Consider the following 17,080-nt stretch of genomic DNA (forward strand, 5'->3'; position numbering starts at 1 on the left):
GAGACGGGGCGTTCACGGACAGTGAATGTCCCGTCCTTTCTTGTGAAAAGGAGGAAACCGCCGATGGAAGCAAACCGCCGGCTATGGCCGTTTCGTTATACGTTTCTCTTCTCTCTTATCCTGCTGATGGCCATCTGGTTCGGATCCATGGCCATCGGCGTCGCTGATACGACATGGAGTGACGTATGGCGCGCGCTCTTTTCCGATGAACAAGGTAAACAACTGGACTTGATTCGCGAGCTCCGTTTGCCTCGGGAAACCGCGGCGGCCTTTGTCGGCGCCGGACTCGCCGTCGCTGGGGCGATCATGCAAGGAATGACACGCAACCCGCTTGCTGACCCAGGACTGCTCGGCTTAACCGCTGGAGCGAACGCAGCGTTGGCCATAACGATGGCCTTTTTTCCTTCCGCCCATTATCTCGCAATCACCATCGCCTGTTTGCTTGGGGCGGCTGTGGGAGCAGGGACGGTCTTTGGCATCGGCGCCGCCCGCAAAGGCGGCTTTTCTCCATTGCGCATCGTCCTAGCCGGCTCGGCGGTCTCAGCGCTTTTGTTTGCCGTCGCTGAAGGAGTTGGCCTTTATTTTCATATTTCCAAAGACGTTTCGATGTGGACATCGGGCGGGGTAGCCGGAACGTCGTGGAAACAGCTGTCAGTCATCATTCCGCTCATCGTGATCGGGCTCGCCATTGCCGTATGGTATTCGCGGCAGCTGACGATTCTTAGCTTGAGCGAAGACGTCGCCGTTGGCGTCGGACAAAAAACAACAGCCGTCAAAACGTGGCTGTTTTCCGCTGTGTTTTTATTAACAGGAGCATCGGTCGCCATCGCCGGCAACATCACCTTCATCGGCTTGATGATCCCTCATCTTGTGCGCGCAATCGCCGGCGCCGATTACCGATTTATCATCCCGCTGTCGGCCACGGTCGGCGCGACCGGCATGATCGTCGCTGATACGGCGGCCCGCACGGTCAATGCCCCATTTGAAACGCCAGTGGCAGCCATCGTTGCGGTGATCGGCTTGCCGTTTTTCCTGTTTGTCGTGCGGAAAAAAGGGAGGGGCTTTGAATGAGAATGCGCATCACAGCAGTGTTAGGCATGCTTTTGTTGCTTATTGCCGCAACAGCCGCCATCGCGTTGGGCACCGGCGAAGCGCCGCTCTCGTACGGACGCATCGCGCCGACACTGTTCGGCTACGGTTCGATGCAAGAAGCGTTTATTTTGTTTTCTCTCCGCCTGCCGCGCATCGTGATTACGTTGCTCGCCGGGATGGCGCTCGCCTTGTCGGGAGCGATGCTGCAAGGCACCACCCGAAATGAGCTCGCCGATCCGGGCATATTGGGCATCAACGCCGGTGCCGGCGCAGGCGTCGCTATATTCTTTTTATTTTTCCCGATTGAAGCCGGGACGTTCCTTTATGCTCTGCCGCTCGTCGCCTTAGTGGGAGCACTGTTGACGGCGGCGGCCATGTACGCCGTTTCCTACCATCAAACAACCGGGCTGCAGCCGGTATCGTTCGTCCTGACCGGGATCGGGTTTTCGATGGCGCTCTCCGGGCTCATGATCATCCTCATTTCCGCCGCGGACCGAACGAAAGTCGACTTTATCGCCAGATGGCTTTCCGGAAACATTTGGGGCGATGATTGGCCGTTTGTTTGGGCGATGCTGCCGTGGCTTGTCATCGGTGCATTGATCGGTCTATATCGGGCGAAACGGCTAAACCTTTTGCATTTAGGCGATCCGGTCGCCATCGGCGTCGGCGTTCATGTTCGCCGCGAGCGGCTCGTACTGATGGCGACAGCGGTCGCCGTCGCTGCAGCGGCCGTCGCTGTAACCGGGGGCATCTCTTTTATCGGCTTAATGGCGCCGCACATCGCCAAAATGATCATCGGCCCGCGCCATGAGCGGGCCATTCCGGCAGCGATGCTCATCGGCGGCTGGCTGCTGCTTGCCGCTGACACGATCGGGCGAAACGTTCTCGCCGAACCGCTTCCGGCCGGAGTTGTTGTGTCATTCATCGGTGCACCATACTTCATTTATTTGTTATTGAAGCGTTGAACCTTTTGATGGCCATGAGACGGATCAAGGATGGCGGATAAGCTCGTTCAACTGCCTTCATCTTCATCTCTCTACTCCCGTTTCACTTTGAAACGGGAATTTTTCCGTTTGCGATGCGAAAAGGGCTGGCTCCAAGACCGAAAAACAGCCTTGGGCGCGCAGCCCTTTTTGGCAAAACCATTCCTTAAAATGCCGGAATTAAGAAGCCCGGCGCCGCTTCCAAAAGCGGACAGCTCCAATCAAAATGATCGCAGCAATAATGACATACACCACTTCGGCATACATTCCAATCACCTCGGACACTTTCCCCCACGACTCACCGAGCGCCGCCCCGATCGAGATTAAAATCGTATTCCAAATGAGCGTGCCCAGCACCGACAGCCAGACAAACAGCCCTATATTCATCTTCGCCATGCCCGCCGGGATGGAAATCAAGCTGCGTACAAGCGGAACCATGCGCCCGAAAAAAACGGCCCACACCCCATAGCGGTGAAACGTCAGGTTCGCCTTATCGATGTCTTCCGGCTTCACCCGCAGCCATCTCCCCCAACGGTCGACGATCCGCTCGAGCCGTTCAACCGACAACAGCCGGCCAATTCCGTACAGCACCAATGCCCCGGCAACCGAACCGGCGGTCGCCGCCGCAATAACGCCAGGCACCGTCAAAGACGTGTACGTCGTCATAAACCCGCCAAACGGCAAAATGACTTCCGACGGAATCGGCGGAAAGATATTTTCCAGCGCGATCATAAAAAAAATGCCGATATAGCCAAATTGCTCCATAAAATCAGTGATCCACGCCTGCATGGCGCCATTCTCTCCCTTCCGCACGGCTCATTGTATGTACGCATGTCTCTTTCCTCATAATGTATGTATATGATATGGTAGTACAAAAAAAGATCCTTTGCAAAAAAGAAAAGCAGCTTGCTTTCGCTCTCCCTTCGATATCACCGGCTTCATCGGCGTCTCGCAAACGAAAGGCCGCCCACCCCCAAGCAGATGAGGATGGACGGCACGCCCCCCTAGCAACAACCTTTCCATGATTATACCCAACCGCGGTAGCGAGCTGCTTCTGCTGTTTGGCGCAGCCCGATCATGTACGCCGCCATGCGCATATCCACACGGCGCGATTCCGCCAATTCATAGACGCGATGAAACGCGCTCGTCAATTTCTCTTTCAACTTCTCGACGACTTCCTCTTCCGTCCAATAATAGCCTTGGTTGTTTTGCACCCATTCAAAATAGGAAACCGTCACCCCGCCAGCGCTCGCCAGCACATCAGGCACCAATAGCACGCCCCGCTCCGTCAAGATTTTGGTCGCTTCCAGCGTCGTCGGGCCGTTGGCCGCCTCGACCACAATTTTAGCGCGAATATTCGCGGCATTGTCACGCGTAATTTGATTCGCTACCGCGGCCGGAACTAAAATATCACACTCTTTTTCCAGCAGCTCTTGATTGGTGATGACATTCTCAAACAGCGTTGTCACCGTGCCAAAACTGTCGCGGCGATCCAACAAATACGGAATATCCAGTCCGTTCGGGTCATACAACGCGCCATACGCATCGGAAATGCCAATGACGCGAGCTCCAGCTTCATGCAAAAACTTGGCCAAAAAGCTGCCTGCATTGCCGAATCCTTGAATAATGACCCGCGCCCCCTGCAACTCGATTCCCGCTTTTTTCGCTGCTTCTTCGATGCAAATCGTGACACCGAGCGCCGTCGCTTTTTCCCGGCCTTGGGAGCCGCCGAGCACAAGCGGCTTGCCGGTGATAAACCCAGGCGAGTCAAATTCGCGGATGCGGCTATATTCATCCATCATCCACGCCATAATTTGCGAGTTGGTAAACACGTCCGGCGCCGGGATATCTTTGGATGGCCCCACGATCTGGCTGATCGCCCGCACATAGCCGCGGCTGAGCCGCTCCAGCTCACCCATCGACATGTTCCGCGGGTCGCAGACGATCCCACCTTTGCCGCCGCCATACGGCAAGCCGACAATTCCGGCTTTGATCGTCATCCACATCGACAGCGCCTTGACTTCTTCCTCGGTGACATCCGGATGAAAACGAATGCCTCCCTTGGTCGGCCCTACGGCATCGCTATGCTGGGCGCGGTAGCCGGTAAACACTTTCACCGTTCCGTCATCCATACGGACGGGAATGCGTACGGTAAGGACGCGCAAAGGTTCTTTGAGCAGCTCATACATCTCCTCGCCGTAGCCAAGTTTGGCCAGCGCCTCTTTGATCACGCGCTGGGTGGAGAGAAACATATTTTCTTCCATCGTCTCATTCGCCTCTTTGACTCGATTTATGGACGGGACAAGACATTCGCAATCCGTTCGAACGCCCAATCCAATTCCTCTTTCGTAATGATGAGCGGCGGTGCGAAACGAATGACCGTCTCGTGCGTTTCCTTGCAAAGCAATCCTTGCTCTTTCAGCGCCTCACAGTACGGACGCGCCGGCACATGCAGCTCGACGCCGATAAATAAGCCGCGGCCGCGGATCTCTTTAATATCGTCGTTTCGGATTTGTTTTAGTTTCGAAAGGAAGTATTCGCCAAGCTCAAGCGAACGCTCCGCTAGACGCTCTTCTTCAATCACTTCGAGCGCCGCGATCGACACCGCACATGCAAGCGGATTGCCGCCAAACGTCGATCCGTGCGAACCGGGTTCAAACACCGACAAAATGTCGCGGTTGGCGACGACGCAAGAAATCGGGAACACCCCGCCGCCCAACGCTTTCCCTAAAATATACATATCGGGCACAACCTCTTCCCAGTCGCAGGCAAACAACTTCCCGGTCCGGCCGAGACCGGTTTGAATTTCGTCCGCGATGAACAGGACGTTGTTCGCTTTGCATACGTCATACGCCGCTTTTAAAAATCCTTGCGGTGGAATGCGGATGCCGGCTTCTCCTTGGATCGGTTCGACAAGAAACGCCGCCGTATTCGGTGTAATCGCCGCTTTCAACGCTTCGATGTCGCCGTACGGGATGATTTTCACTCCGGATAGCAGCGGTCCAAACCCGCGTTTATAAGCCGGTTCGGACGACAGCGACACGGCGGCAAGCGTCCGGCCGTGGAAGTTTCCTTCACAAACGATGATTTCCGCTTTGTTGTCCGGAACGCCTTTTACATCATACGCCCAGCGGCGCGCCGCCTTGAGCGCCGTTTCCACCGCCTCGGCGCCCGTGTTCATCGGCAGCACCATCTCTTTTTTCGTCAACCGGCACACTTTTTCATACCACGGGCCAAGCTGGTCGTTATGGAAGGCGCGCGATGTGAGCGTGACGCGATCAGCTTGCCGCTTTAACGCCTCCACAATTTTCGGATGCCGATGTCCTTGGTTGACGGCCGAATAAGCGCTTAACATGTCCATATAACGGTTGCCCTCTGGATCTTTCACCCATACCCCTTCCGCTTCGGAAATGACGATCGGCAATGGATGATAATTTCGCGCTCCATATCGTTCCGTTTGTTCGATCAGCTGTTCGGACTTCGTAGCCATCATCAACCGCTCCTTTCCTTATCTGCGTTTCTTCGCTATAAAAGGGCGGACGCCGCCGCCCTTTTTTTGGTTTAAAACATTTCCGACACCGTTTTCGCTTGCATATGGAGAATCAAATAGTCCGGACCGCCCGCTTTCGAGTCGGTGCCTGACATGTTAAAGCCGCCAAACGGCTGATACCCGACAATCGCCCCTGTGCAGCCGCGGTTGAAGTACAAATTGCCAACATGGAACTCGTGCCGCGCTTTTTCGAGATTCGCCCGATTGCGCGAAATGACGGCTCCTGTCAGACCGTATTCGGTGTTGTTCGCAATCTCAAGCGCATGGTCAAAGTCGCGCGCTTTGGCAAACGCCACGACCGGTCCGAAAATTTCCTCCTGCATGATGCGCGCGTTCGGGTCGACATCCGCAAACACGGTCGGCTGGATGAAGAACCCTTTCGAATCGTCTCCTTCCCCGCCGGTCATGAGACGGCCTTCTTGTTTGCCGATTTCGATGTACTCCATAATTTTGTTGTACGCCCCTTGGTCGATGACCGGGCCCATAAACGTCGCTTGCTCCGCCGGATCGCCGACGTTGAGCTGCTTCGTCAGCTCGACGACGCGGTTTAGCACTTGGTCGTAGACATCTTGAACCACGATCGCGCGCGAGCACGCTGAGCATTTTTGCCCCGAGAATCCAAACGCCGATGCGACAATCGATTGCGCCGCCAGTTCGAGGTCCGCTTCTTTATCGACGACGATGGCGTCTTTGCCTCCCATTTCCGCGATGACGCGCTTCAGCCAAATTTGCCCCGGATGCACTTTCGCTGCCCGCTCATAAATGCGGATGCCGACATCGCGCGATCCGGTGAAGCTGATAAATCGTGTACGCGGATGGTCGACGAGATAATCTCCGACTTCAGCCCCGCTGCCCGGAATATAGTTCAACACACCAGCCGGAAGCCCCGCTTCTTCCAACACTTCCACAAATTTATACGCCACGACCGGCGTCGCGCTCGCCGGTTTCAACAGCACCGTATTGCCGGTCACAAGCGAAGCAACGGTTGTTCCCGCCATAATGGCAAACGGGAAGTTCCACGGCGAAATGACAACCCCGACGCCAAGCGGAATGTAGAAGAACCGGTTCGTTTCCCCCGGACGGCTCTCAACCGGAATACCGTCTTTCAACTTCAACATTTGCCGGCCGTAATATTCCATAAAGTCGATCGCTTCCGCGGTATCGGCGTCCGCTTCACGCCACGGTTTGCCCGCTTCTTTCACCAGCCAAGCGGAAAACTCGTGCTTGCGCCGGCGCACGATCGCCGCCGCCCGGAACAAAATATCGGCCCGCGCTTCCGGGCTCGTCCGGCTCCATGTACGGAACGCCTCATCAGCGGTTTTCATCGCCCGCTCCGCCAGCTCTTTGTTCGCTTTCGCCACCCGGCCGACCACTTCCGTTTTGTTCGCCGGATTGATCGAAATGATTTTGTCTTCCGTCATCACCCGCTCGCCGCCGATCACAAGCGGATAATCGCGCCCAAGCTCCGATTCCACTTTTTTGAGCGCTGCTAAAAACGCCTCGCGGTTTGCTTCCACGGTAAAATCTGTGAGCGGTTCGTGTCTGTACGGCTGCACCATTTCGTCATCCTCCTTTTTAAAGGCAAAAAAATTTTTCGTTATAAAACGGTTTCATAGTTATATTATGCAAATGATTATGGCTTTTTTCAATTGTTTTTACTTGGCGGCCTTGAGCTCCCCTTTTTCTGCGGCTAGGGGCTGAACCCGTTTTTTCGCCACAAGGTGGTAGTACCCGTAGCAAGCGAGCAAAAACGGAATGCCGCAGTAAAGAGCGATCCGTTGATCTGGAATAAACGCCAGTCCGATGATCGTCGCCATATTCAGCGCAAACGCCGCGAGCGGCACGAACGGATACAACGGCGTCCGGTATTTCAGATCGCGCACATCGCCGCCTTCGCGCAAAAACGCTTTCCGGCCGAAATAGCTTGACAGCGCGATGGAAGCCCACACCGTGACGGCGCCAAAACCGGCGATCGCCGTCAGCCAGACGTACACCGTATCTTCCGCATACACGCTGCACAACAGAGACAAGCAGCCGATGGCAATGCTGGCAATAAGCGCATTGATGGGCACGCCGCGTTTCGATAGCTTGCTGAAAAACGGACTGACCATGCCTTGGCGCGACATCGACCAGAGGACGCGCGATGTCGCATATAAGCCCGAGTTGGCCACCGACAGCACCGCCGTAATGATGACAAAATTCATGATATCGGCTGCATACGGAATGCCAATGTTGTCAAACACCTCAACAAACGGGCTTTCCACAACGCCGGCTTTCTCCCACGGAAACAAGCCAGCCAGCACAAAAATGGCCAAAATAAAGAAGATCAAAATGCGCCATACGGTGTTGCGCAACGCAACCGGCACTGTTTTTTCCGGCTCGCGGCTTTCCCCTGCCGCCACGCCGACCAATTCCGTCCCTTGGAACGAAAAGTTCACCAGGATCATCGTCGTAAAAATCGCCCAAAACCCGTTTGGAAACAATCCGCCATGATCAGTAAAATTCGAGAAAAACGGAGCGGGCTGCCCATTTTTCATCTGGATGACGCCAAACATCGCCGCCAGACCAAGAACAATAAACGCGATCACCGTCAGCACCTTGATGCTCGAAAACCAAAACTCCACCTCGCCAAATCCTTTGACAGACAACGCATTGATCAAAAACAAGAGCAAAGCGAAGACGGCGCAAAACACCCACGTCGGCACATCGGGAAACCATCGTTTCATGAGGATGCTGACGGTGAGAAGCTCGATGCCGACTGTCACCGACCAGTTCAGCCATGACAGCCAGCCGATGCAATACCCTACCGCCGGCGAGATGAATTTTGTCGCATACGTCTGATACGACCCGGCATCAGGAATGCGGACGGCCAATTCTCCCAACGAAAGCATGGTCAAATACATGACCAATCCGCCAAAAAGATACGCAACGACAGCCCCGCCTGGCCCCGCCTCATGAATCGTATAGCCCGATCCTAAAAACAAACCGGTGCCGATCACCCCGCCAAGCGCAATCATAAACAAATGCCTGCTTTTTAGCTCTCGTCTCAGTTCTTGCACGGGTTGCATCCGAAAACTCTCCCCTCTCTATGATCGATTTCGCAACCGCTTACATTTTTATCAAACAAACAGAACCCCCTTTTATGCAAAATTATTTTTCAATTTTTCGTGTATCACAACTTTATTATGAAGTTGTTTTTTTCTATTTTCAATATATTTAGCAAAAATTTTTTTCACATCTTTCTTTCCCTTCCCGTCTCCCATCCACCTTATGCTATAATACAAAAAAGAGAGGTGCTGATCGTGAACCGGGATATGGAAACGCTTTTATCGATGTATGAGCAAATTCTCGAACTGATCGACCTTGGCGTCCATGCCGTCGATCAACATGGGAAAACCGTCATTTACAACCGGAAAATGCGGGACATCGAGGGTATGAACATCGAGGACGTGCTCGATAAAAACATTTTGGACGTCTTCCGCTTCAACCCGGAGCAGCCGAGCACATTGCTTGAAGCGCTGCGCACCGGTGAAAGCATTCTGAACAAGCAGCAAACGTATTTCAATAATAAAGGACAAGCCGTGACAACGGTCAATCAAACACACCCGCTGCAAAAAGACGGGCGCATCATCGGCGCCGTGGAAATCGCCAAAGACATCACCAAATTCCGCAAGCTGATCCAAGAGCACCACCAACGCGGTGAAGCCGGTCGCACGTTTGCCGACGTCATTGGCCAAAGCGAAGCCATGCAAAAGGCCATCCGCCTTGCTCGTCATGCCGCCCGCTCCGAAGCGTCCGTGCTGCTCATTGGGGAGAAAGGGACAGGAAAAGACTTGCTCGCTTCCTGCATTCACCATGAAAGCGAACGGCGAGCGAAGCCGTTTTTTGCGCAAACGTGTTTGTCGCTTCCGGACGATTGGATGGAAACGATGCTGTTTGGCAGCGAAGAAGACGGCGAGATCCAGCCCGGCTTGTTTGAACAAGCGGACGGCGGCACTGTGCTGCTTGACGATATCGACTCGTTAAGCCTGCCGCTTCAACAAAAACTTGCCCGTTTCCTGCAAGAAAAACAGTTTGTCCGCGCCCATGGCCAAAAACCGGTTCGTGCGGACGTTCGCCTTATCGCCTCGACAAGCGGCGACCCGATTGACGCGGTCCAAAACGGGGAATTGCTCAAATCGCTTTACTACCAAATTGCCGTCCACTGCATCGTCCTGCCGCCGTTGCGCGAACGGAAAGAGGACATTTTGCCGCTCGCTATCCATTTCATCCGTCAAGGCAACGAGCGCTATGGCCTACATGTCGAAGGACTCGGCGATGACGTGCAAGAGGCGTTTCTTGCTTACAGCTGGCCCGGCAACGTGCGCGAACTGGAGGCCGTCATGTTGGAAACGATGGCGACGATGGAACAAGAACAAACCATCACCCTCGCCCATCTGCCTGCCCCTTTTCGAGCCAAGCTGGCGCCCGACGAAGCGAAAACGGACTTTTTGTTCGATACGGAAGATATGTTGCCGCTTGACAAATACATGGAAGAAGTCGAAATTTACTACATCCGCAAGGCGCTGCAGCATCACGGCTTCAACATCACAAAAACGGCCAAAGCGCTCGGCTTAAGCCGACAAAACTTGCAATACCGCATCCGCAAGTACCAGATTGATAAGGAATGGGGATAAGCTGCAGTTGGCGATCGTACGGCCAAAAGGACAGGGGAGGTCGCTGTGGATGATCGACGCTCATCTTCATCTCGACCAGTACACGGACATCGATGAACAAATCAACCGTTGGCAAGAAGCGGGCATCATCGGCGTCGTCGCCGTATCCACCGATTTGCGCTCAAGCTGCCGAACGCTCGAGTTGAAACAGCGATTCCCTTCCTTCGTCTACGCCGCCATCGGTTTTCATCCCGAGCAACCGCTGCCAAGCGCAGCCGATTGGAACGAATGGACAGAGCTTGTCAAACAAGAGCGGCCGCTGCTCGCCGCCATCGGCGAAGTCGGGCTGCCATACTATTCAGCGGAAGCATGCGCCAAGCTGCCCGCGTATCAAGAACGATTAACCGAAATCGCGGCCATCGCCGCGGATGCCTCCTTGCCGCTCGTTCTTCACGCCGTCTACGACCGCGCCGAAACCGCCTTGGCCATCTTGCAGCAAGCTGGCGTCCGACAAGCCCATTTCCACTGGCTGAAGGCCGAGCCTGCCGTGGTCAAACAAATCATCGAGTACGGCTGCTACATTTCCGTCACTCCAGAAGTGTGCTACCGCGAGCGCGACAAGCAGCTGTTATCCCTCGTTCCCATCGAGCAGCTGCTCCTTGAAACCGATGGCCCATGGCCGTTTGCAGGCCCGTTTGCCGGAAAACTGACAACGCCGTTATGGCTATTGGACTCCGCGCGAGCCGTGGCGGCACACTATGGCCGAGATATCGAACAAGTCAAAACCATGATCACGGCGAACACAAAACGGCTTTACGGTTGATCTTCCTTATCGTACGATGAAACCAAATCTACATCGAAATGAGGGAAACATGATGGATCATAATGAGCGAGTGCGCCAACAGCTGATCAAAAGCGTTTCCGGGCTGTCGGACGAACAGCTGAACACCCGGGCGGCGAAAGGGAGTTGGACCATCGCCCAAGTGCTCGAACACCTGTACTTAATCGAAACATCGATCGCAGCCATGATCGCCCATACAGTAAAGCATGGCGAGAGCCAGCCGGTTGAGGAGAAACCGATCCACTTGACCGTTGACCGTTCTAAAAAAGTGGAGGCGCCTGATTTCGCCCGCCCGAGCGACCGCTTTTTCACTCGACACGAACTGGAAGAAAAATTGCATCAATCGCGGCAGCGGTTGCGCCAAATCACGGAGCAAGCCAATCCGGCTGACTTGGAAGCCAAATCGTTCCCGCATCCCATTTTTGGGCCACTGAATTTGAAGCAATGGGTGGAATTTGTCGGCTACCATGAACAGCGCCACCTCGCGCAAATTGAAGAAATCAAGGCACAGCTTCCGTGAGGAGCGGGCGGCTCATCAAGGAAAAAGCCGAGCAACGACCAGCCAAATCCCGCCCTGCTCGGCTTACAACGATTTTCCATCTTCATGCGAACGCTCCACTGCCCCTGTCACAGCAATTGTTTTCACTTGCTTTAACGTCGCCACGATGAGAAAACTGACAATAACGAGCAAACACCATGAACTCACCTTCCCAAGATGAACAAGGCTCCACGCCTTCGCCTGGTTTGGATATTGCCAAGCGCCAAAAAAGGTGGCGATGTTTTCCGCGATCCAGATGAAAAACCCGATCAGCAAAAACGACAAAACAAGCGGCATCCGGTAGCGGATTCCCCCGACCTCATACGTCACCCATGACCGCCAAAAGACAAGCATGACGAGGCTTGAGAGCCACCAACGAACGTCCACCCAATAATGGTGGGTGAAAAAATTCAAGTAAATCGCCGAAGCGAGAGGAACGACCATCCAAAACGGCGGCCATTGCACCAACTCCACCTTCAGCCTTCGCCACGCCTGGCAAAGATAGCTGGCGACGCTCGCATACATAAAGCCGCTGTACAAGGGCACGCCAAAGATTTTCGTATACCCCTCTTCCGGATACGACCACGAACCCATGCGCACTTTAAACAGCTCGAGCGCAAGTCCAATGACGTGGAACAAGGTGATCACTTTGAGTTCATCCCGCGTTTCCATCCCTGACCGCACCATCCACCATTGCATGAGCAGGCAAATAACAAGCAGCCAATCATACCGCGGCAATAGCGGAAGCGGCGCGAGCTTCGTCAGCGCCAATGAGGCAAAAATGACAACCGGAAACACGCAAGATTGCGCCTGCGCCCAACCGAAGCGAACAAGCTGCACAAACGCTTTGATCAGCCGCGACGTTCTGCCAAACTGGCGCACCCGGACGATCATGAGGCCAAACGGTGGAGATTCGTCCACCGCTAGCTCTTGCTTTTCCCCTTTCAAGCCGTCCCCTCCCTGCTCACGGATTTGACTCCCCTTCATCACTTCGATACTCCAAAATGTCCCCGGGCTGGCAATCGAGCGCCTTGCAAATGGCTTCGAGCGTCGAGAAACGGATCGCCTTCGCCTTCCCGTTTTTCAAGATCGACAAATTCGCCATCGTGATCCCGACTCTCTCCGACAGCTCGGTGACGCTCATCTTCCGCTTCGCCAACATGACATCAAGATTCACGATAATCGGCATGCCATCCACCTCAAATGGTCAACTCATTTTCTTGTTTGATTTCAATCGCCTGCTGCAGCAGCTTTTGCAACACCGCGGCGAACACAGCGATGACAAGCGACGCAAACGGCACAATCAGACCGACGAAGATGACTCCCGGAGCATCGTCTTTCTCGGCGAACAAGTAAAACAGCGGCAAGACAAGCAAATGCAGCCCGCTGATGGCGACGGCGCAATGTTTGATCGTCTTTAACGCTTTCACCGACGCCTCGGAAAACGCGTCGTTTCGGTCAATATACACTAACAACCGGAACGCCTGATACAAAGCGAAGTAGAACGGCAGCGCGGACGCCTCAAACACAAGATAAACAAAATACTTGATCCAAGGGAACGTTGGCACCAGCTTGACAGCCACCTTCGCAAGCGCAGGAACCAAAAATAGGCACAATGCCAAAACCGGAAGGCCGATCAACACTAAAGACGCCTTCAAAAACAACGTTTCCCGTTTCATCGAAACACCTCACTGACTCGTTTTCGACTTTATTGTAATGAATGTCTTATCGTTTATCAATAAATAATTGTTGATTTAAATTAAATTTTTTCTGCAAAACAGCAAAAAGAAAAGACGTCCCCACACGGTAACGCCCGACCATACCTATTGAGACAACAGGCACACCGTATTCACTTCCACGCCGCCCATTACCAATCGATTCGCTTTCCATCCCGGAAAAAGCCGCCGTTCGGCCCGTCAGGCCTGATTCTGCTATTTAACCGCACTCCCCCCAATTACTCGTTTTTCATCGACAGCCCGTGCTTTCGCGGAAATCATAATAGGATACCCTCCTTCAATCCATAAATTTCATCAACACCTGTCTATCATTATAAAAGAAAGAGGGCACTTTCAATGGTTAGATCAAGACAATTCGTTGATTATTCAACAAATTGTATGAAATTATCGATGATCGATTCGATGTTTTCTTTTCCAACATCGTCATCCTCGCAAAGGAACAAACCCTACCAAAGATTCCCGATCATGAGGTCATATCGAAAACAACATCCGCCCGTTTAATCGGCTCTTCGGTTTCCAAATAATAGTCTTCTGCTTTCCAATACCGGTTGATGAACTTTTGGATGTTTTGTTTCACTTGATCGTTTTCACGGGCAAAGCGAATCTCCCGCGGACAATCCAAATAGACGACGAAATCAAAAAACGGCCTCCATTCTTTCCTTTGCAGAAAAACACCTTCAATCATGATCATGTCCGAATCAGAGAGATAAACCGTTCGCTTGGAGTGCGTATCGGTCTCATGATCATAAAACGGGAGGGTCAGCTGGTGGGATGCTTTGAGTTGACGGAACAACTGATGCGTTAGCCACTCCACATCCCACTGTAAATAATAATATTCAAACCATTCCTCGTTTCCCGTATGATAACGTTTGGCTCGCTCGACAATATGATCATCCATGTGAAAAACGCACACGGAGATGCCTTGCTCCCGCAACGTTTGACTCAGCTGATTGGCGAATGTCGTTTTGCCCGATCGGCTTAGCCCATCAATCCCGAGGACCAATCGGCCCGCTGTTTTGATCGCCAAAATGGTCTTGCATAAGAAGTCGATGCGATCACGCAACCCCATCCCCCCTCATGTATTTTTCGGATAGCCTATCTATAAAGGACCAATTCAAAATCGCCCTGCTGCGGCGGAAAAGAAGCGGTTTTTCCCGATGAACTCCGCTGTTTTTTCCGCTGCTTCCGTTTTCCTTTTCCAGCGATCACTTGCTCTAACCCTTTTCCCATTAATTTAAAGGCAAAAATGGCAACGATAAAGGCAACACACGGCCCGACAACAATCCATTGGTCAAGCATCATTTCCCGATAGGAAAGACCGATCAAGCCGGACCATTCGTTCGAAAGGGAGAGCGCCACCTTCTCCGGAGGGCCCAACCCATCGGAATCATATATAACTTTTACGCCTCCTAGCAATATTTGAAACGCCCCGAGATGCACAAGCAGCAAGAGCGACTGCACCGTCTGCTGGGTAAACAGCAAAAACAGCCGCGGCCGCATATACGGGAGAACGTGCTTGCGGATGAGCCAAACGTGATCAGCTCCCATCAGCCGGGAAGAAACGACAAATTCATTTTGCAAAAAGACAGCGATATCATTGCCGATGACCAGCATTAACGGCGGAAGCGCAACAGCCGCAAGCACCAATAGTTGTTTGATCAACACTCCCATTCCAGCTCCTTGCTCCTCCAATGGAATGAAAGCAAAAAAGAGCATCGTTAAAAAGATCGCCGGCACAAACCGAAAGGCGCGGACGATGGACTCGGCAATAAACCGAAATTTCTGCAAATAAAAAGCATACACGATTCCGCCGACCGTCCCAAACACAAGCCGCAGCAAACTGACCGCCAATGCGGTGACAATCGTATATTTCGCCCCATCGATGACTTTCCAAAACACGTCTTCACCTTGGCGATCGACGCCAAACGGGTGGGCCCAGCTCGGCGGGTATGGAGGAACGTCAACGAGCCGCCCAGCCTCATTGTAGATCTGCTTCGGCGGCTGGGGAATGATGTCTTTCAGCCAATAAGAATAGAAAAAACTGGCCAGCAATAGACCAGCCGCGATGATAAACCCTGCCGCAAAATACACGTTGCGGAATGCGCGCATCACGCCACCCCCCTCTCGATTCCCGTCAAATAAGCAATCACTCGTTTCCCGGCCACATCAATGAGGTAAAATGGCAAAAACAGCATGGCAAGACCGATAGCCACTACTTCCGGCGTATGGAGCTGCTCATACAAAAACCGGAACAATCCGTGCATATTAAACAAATATTCCGCCACTAACAAGTTCGACAGCATAAACCAAAACAAATATTGGACGTTAGAAAACACGGTGATCAGCGCGTTGCGGAACATATGGCGCCATAGCACTGCCGTTTTTGACAATCCTTTCGCTAGCGCATATTCGACGTATGGCTTGTCTTTTTCCTCCGTAAACGCAAGAAATGTCATTTGGAACAGCAGAATGGAAGGCAAAATGGAAATCATGACAATCGGCAGCACGTATACATTGTCAAAACCGGCAACAGGATTGACAATAAGCAAATCTGTCTTTTTAAACACCCAGATGACAAACAGTTGCGTAGAAAAAATAAAAATAACATCGGGGATCGACTCAAGAAAAAACGCGATGCCTTTAACCATTTTTTGCAGCGGACGCGGAAGCAAAAAGCAGATGTAGGCTCCCGTAACGGCTATAAGGAAGGAAACAGCCAGCGCCCCCCATAAAATAACAAGGGAATAGGCATACGGCTCCATCATCGTTGAGAGCAGGGGAGCATTGTGCCATTGCGAGAGCGAAACCGTTATATCACGAATAGAAAAAAAGCTCCAAAACAGCTGCTGAAATTGCTGCCAAAATACCGTGATCATTTGCGGGCTCGGGAACAAGGAATAGCTTTGCGCAAACGCGATAATCGCCATAATCGTGAAAATGGTAAGCAACAAATCCGCCAGCACCGTCAAGGCGAGCTTCCATTTCTTCATAAGGCCGATCCCTCCCTCAGAGCACAGGCAAACGATTGCTACATGTTCCTTTCATCTGTAAGCTGCCAGTGCTTGCATGTTAATAAGATGGTGGCGGTGGAGGCAATGTTTCTGCTAACATGGATTGCTGTCCTCCCATTCCATCGCCTATTTTCAAGATGCGGTCATACATTTTAATTCCTACATAGGTTTGTCCGTCTGTTTGATATTCTACCCTGCCCGACGAGTCTTTTTTGATAAGCTCTCCCTTTTCGCCATACTTCTCTTTTACGTGCTTCGGCTGCAATTCTGGCAAAAACATCACATCCAGCTCATATTCCTTAGCTCGCTCCGGTCTTTTCGCGCTCCATGAATAACTTCCGTCTTCCCCAACGTTTACTTTTTCCTCGAGTACCTGTTTGCCCCCCTCGATTTCTTTCATCACAATTTGCACGACGGCGCCTTTTGGCAAATTGCTGTTTCCGTTTAGCACCACTAGGTCACCGATCGTTTTGACCGCACCACCTAATTTTACCGTTTGCTCCACTTTCGGTTTGGCACAGCCAACTAGCACCAATAGCAACAACAACGTAAGGACCACCGTCATTCGGATATCCTTCATAAAAACCCTCCTTATATGTATGTATAAGCATCTTTTAAAAAGAAAAATAGTATACGATGTGAAATATTAGGTTAACCATTTCGTTCAAATGAAT

At 52.6% G+C, this 17,080-nt stretch carries 17 protein-coding genes; 5 read left to right on the top strand and 12 right to left on the bottom strand.

Annotation, left to right across the window (positions count from 1 at the left end):
- Positions 1-63 precede the first annotated feature (63 nt).
- Entirely contained in the window at positions 64-1,071 is a 1,008-nt protein-coding gene (locus tag GZ1_RS10045) for a FecCD family ABC transporter permease (RefSeq protein ID WP_011229702.1), read from the top strand.
- Positions 1,068-2,057, top strand: a complete 990-nt coding sequence (locus tag GZ1_RS10050) for a FecCD family ABC transporter permease (RefSeq protein ID WP_011229701.1) — start codon at positions 1,068-1,070, stop codon at positions 2,055-2,057. Before GZ1_RS10045 ends, GZ1_RS10050 begins: the two co-directional genes overlap by 4 nt.
- A 198-nt stretch (positions 2,058-2,255) precedes the next feature.
- On the opposite strand, the gene GZ1_RS10055 is transcribed toward GZ1_RS10050, so the two are convergent.
- The 5 genes from GZ1_RS10055 to GZ1_RS10075 all read right to left on the bottom strand — a co-directional run bounded on the left by GZ1_RS10055 (position 2,256) and on the right by GZ1_RS10075 (position 8,693).
- Complete coding sequence (locus GZ1_RS10055) at positions 2,256-2,864, bottom strand: DedA family protein (protein WP_060788403.1); 609 nt, start codon at positions 2,862-2,864, stop codon at positions 2,256-2,258.
- A 236-nt stretch (positions 2,865-3,100) separates the two neighbouring features.
- Entirely contained in the window at positions 3,101-4,339 is a 1,239-nt protein-coding gene (locus GZ1_RS10060; RefSeq protein ID WP_014194643.1) for a Glu/Leu/Phe/Val family dehydrogenase, read from the bottom strand.
- 26 nt (positions 4,340-4,365) lie between these two features.
- The gene (locus tag GZ1_RS10065) at positions 4,366-5,565 is read right to left on the bottom strand and encodes an ornithine--oxo-acid transaminase (protein ID WP_060788404.1); all 1,200 of its coding nucleotides are present in this window, start codon (positions 5,563-5,565) and stop codon (positions 4,366-4,368) included.
- A 71-nt stretch (positions 5,566-5,636) separates the two neighbouring features.
- Entirely contained in the window at positions 5,637-7,184 is a 1,548-nt protein-coding gene (gene pruA, locus GZ1_RS10070) for an L-glutamate gamma-semialdehyde dehydrogenase (RefSeq protein ID WP_060788405.1), read from the bottom strand.
- A gap of 96 nt (positions 7,185-7,280) precedes the next feature.
- On the bottom strand, positions 7,281-8,693 hold the full coding sequence (locus GZ1_RS10075; protein WP_060788406.1) for an amino acid permease: 1,413 nt from the start codon (positions 8,691-8,693) through the stop codon (positions 7,281-7,283).
- Positions 8,694-8,927: 234 nt separating this feature from the next.
- Between GZ1_RS10075 and GZ1_RS10080 the strand changes: the two genes are divergently transcribed.
- Genes GZ1_RS10080 through GZ1_RS10090 form a run of 3 tightly spaced genes read left to right on the top strand, consistent with a single transcriptional unit; the run spans position 8,928 to position 11,641 of the window.
- Positions 8,928-10,301 (top strand): sigma-54 interaction domain-containing protein, encoded by a 1,374-nt coding sequence (locus GZ1_RS10080; RefSeq protein ID WP_060788411.1) that lies wholly within the window; start codon positions 8,928-8,930, stop codon positions 10,299-10,301.
- Positions 10,302-10,350: 49 nt separating this feature from the next.
- Positions 10,351-11,103 carry a TatD family hydrolase gene (locus tag GZ1_RS10085; protein ID WP_060788407.1) on the top strand — a complete coding sequence of 251 codons (753 nt, stop codon included), beginning with the start codon at positions 10,351-10,353 and terminating at the stop codon, positions 11,101-11,103.
- A gap of 49 nt (positions 11,104-11,152) precedes the next feature.
- On the top strand, positions 11,153-11,641 hold the full coding sequence (locus tag GZ1_RS10090) for a DinB family protein (RefSeq protein WP_060788408.1): 489 nt from the start codon (positions 11,153-11,155) through the stop codon (positions 11,639-11,641).
- Between the two features lie 63 nt (positions 11,642-11,704).
- Here the strand turns inward: GZ1_RS10090 and GZ1_RS10095 are convergent, their stop codons facing one another.
- The 7 genes from GZ1_RS10095 to GZ1_RS10125 all read right to left on the bottom strand — a co-directional run bounded on the left by GZ1_RS10095 (position 11,705) and on the right by GZ1_RS10125 (position 16,986).
- A complete protein-coding gene (locus GZ1_RS10095) occupies positions 11,705-12,607 on the bottom strand; it encodes a DUF817 domain-containing protein (RefSeq protein ID WP_174520681.1) in 903 nt (300 codons plus the stop codon).
- A 16-nt stretch (positions 12,608-12,623) separates the two neighbouring features.
- On the bottom strand, positions 12,624-12,848 hold the full coding sequence (locus GZ1_RS10100; protein ID WP_013144000.1) for a helix-turn-helix domain-containing protein: 225 nt from the start codon (positions 12,846-12,848) through the stop codon (positions 12,624-12,626).
- A gap of 10 nt (positions 12,849-12,858) precedes the next feature.
- The gene (locus tag GZ1_RS10105) at positions 12,859-13,338 is read right to left on the bottom strand and encodes a DUF2975 domain-containing protein (RefSeq protein WP_011229691.1); all 480 of its coding nucleotides are present in this window, start codon (positions 13,336-13,338) and stop codon (positions 12,859-12,861) included.
- Positions 13,339-13,858: 520 nt separating this feature from the next.
- The gene (locus GZ1_RS10110; RefSeq protein ID WP_240432104.1) at positions 13,859-14,464 is read right to left on the bottom strand and encodes a kinase; all 606 of its coding nucleotides are present in this window, start codon (positions 14,462-14,464) and stop codon (positions 13,859-13,861) included.
- 26 nt (positions 14,465-14,490) lie between these two features.
- Positions 14,491-15,504: an ABC transporter permease gene (locus tag GZ1_RS10115; RefSeq protein WP_060788409.1), complete on the bottom strand. Its 1,014-nt coding sequence runs from the start codon at positions 15,502-15,504 to the stop codon at positions 14,491-14,493.
- Positions 15,504-16,385, bottom strand: coding sequence for an ABC transporter permease subunit (locus tag GZ1_RS10120; RefSeq protein ID WP_060788410.1), 882 nt, complete (start codon positions 16,383-16,385; stop codon positions 15,504-15,506). Before GZ1_RS10120 ends, GZ1_RS10115 begins: the two co-directional genes overlap by 1 nt.
- Before the next feature lie 79 nt (positions 16,386-16,464).
- Positions 16,465-16,986, bottom strand: coding sequence for a hypothetical protein (locus GZ1_RS10125; protein WP_047817667.1), 522 nt, complete (start codon positions 16,984-16,986; stop codon positions 16,465-16,467).
- Positions 16,987-17,080: the final 94 nt, after the last annotated feature.

The organism is Geobacillus zalihae NBRC 101842 (genome assembly GCF_001544135.1).
Lineage (GTDB): Bacteria > Bacillota > Bacilli > Bacillales > Anoxybacillaceae > Geobacillus > Geobacillus zalihae.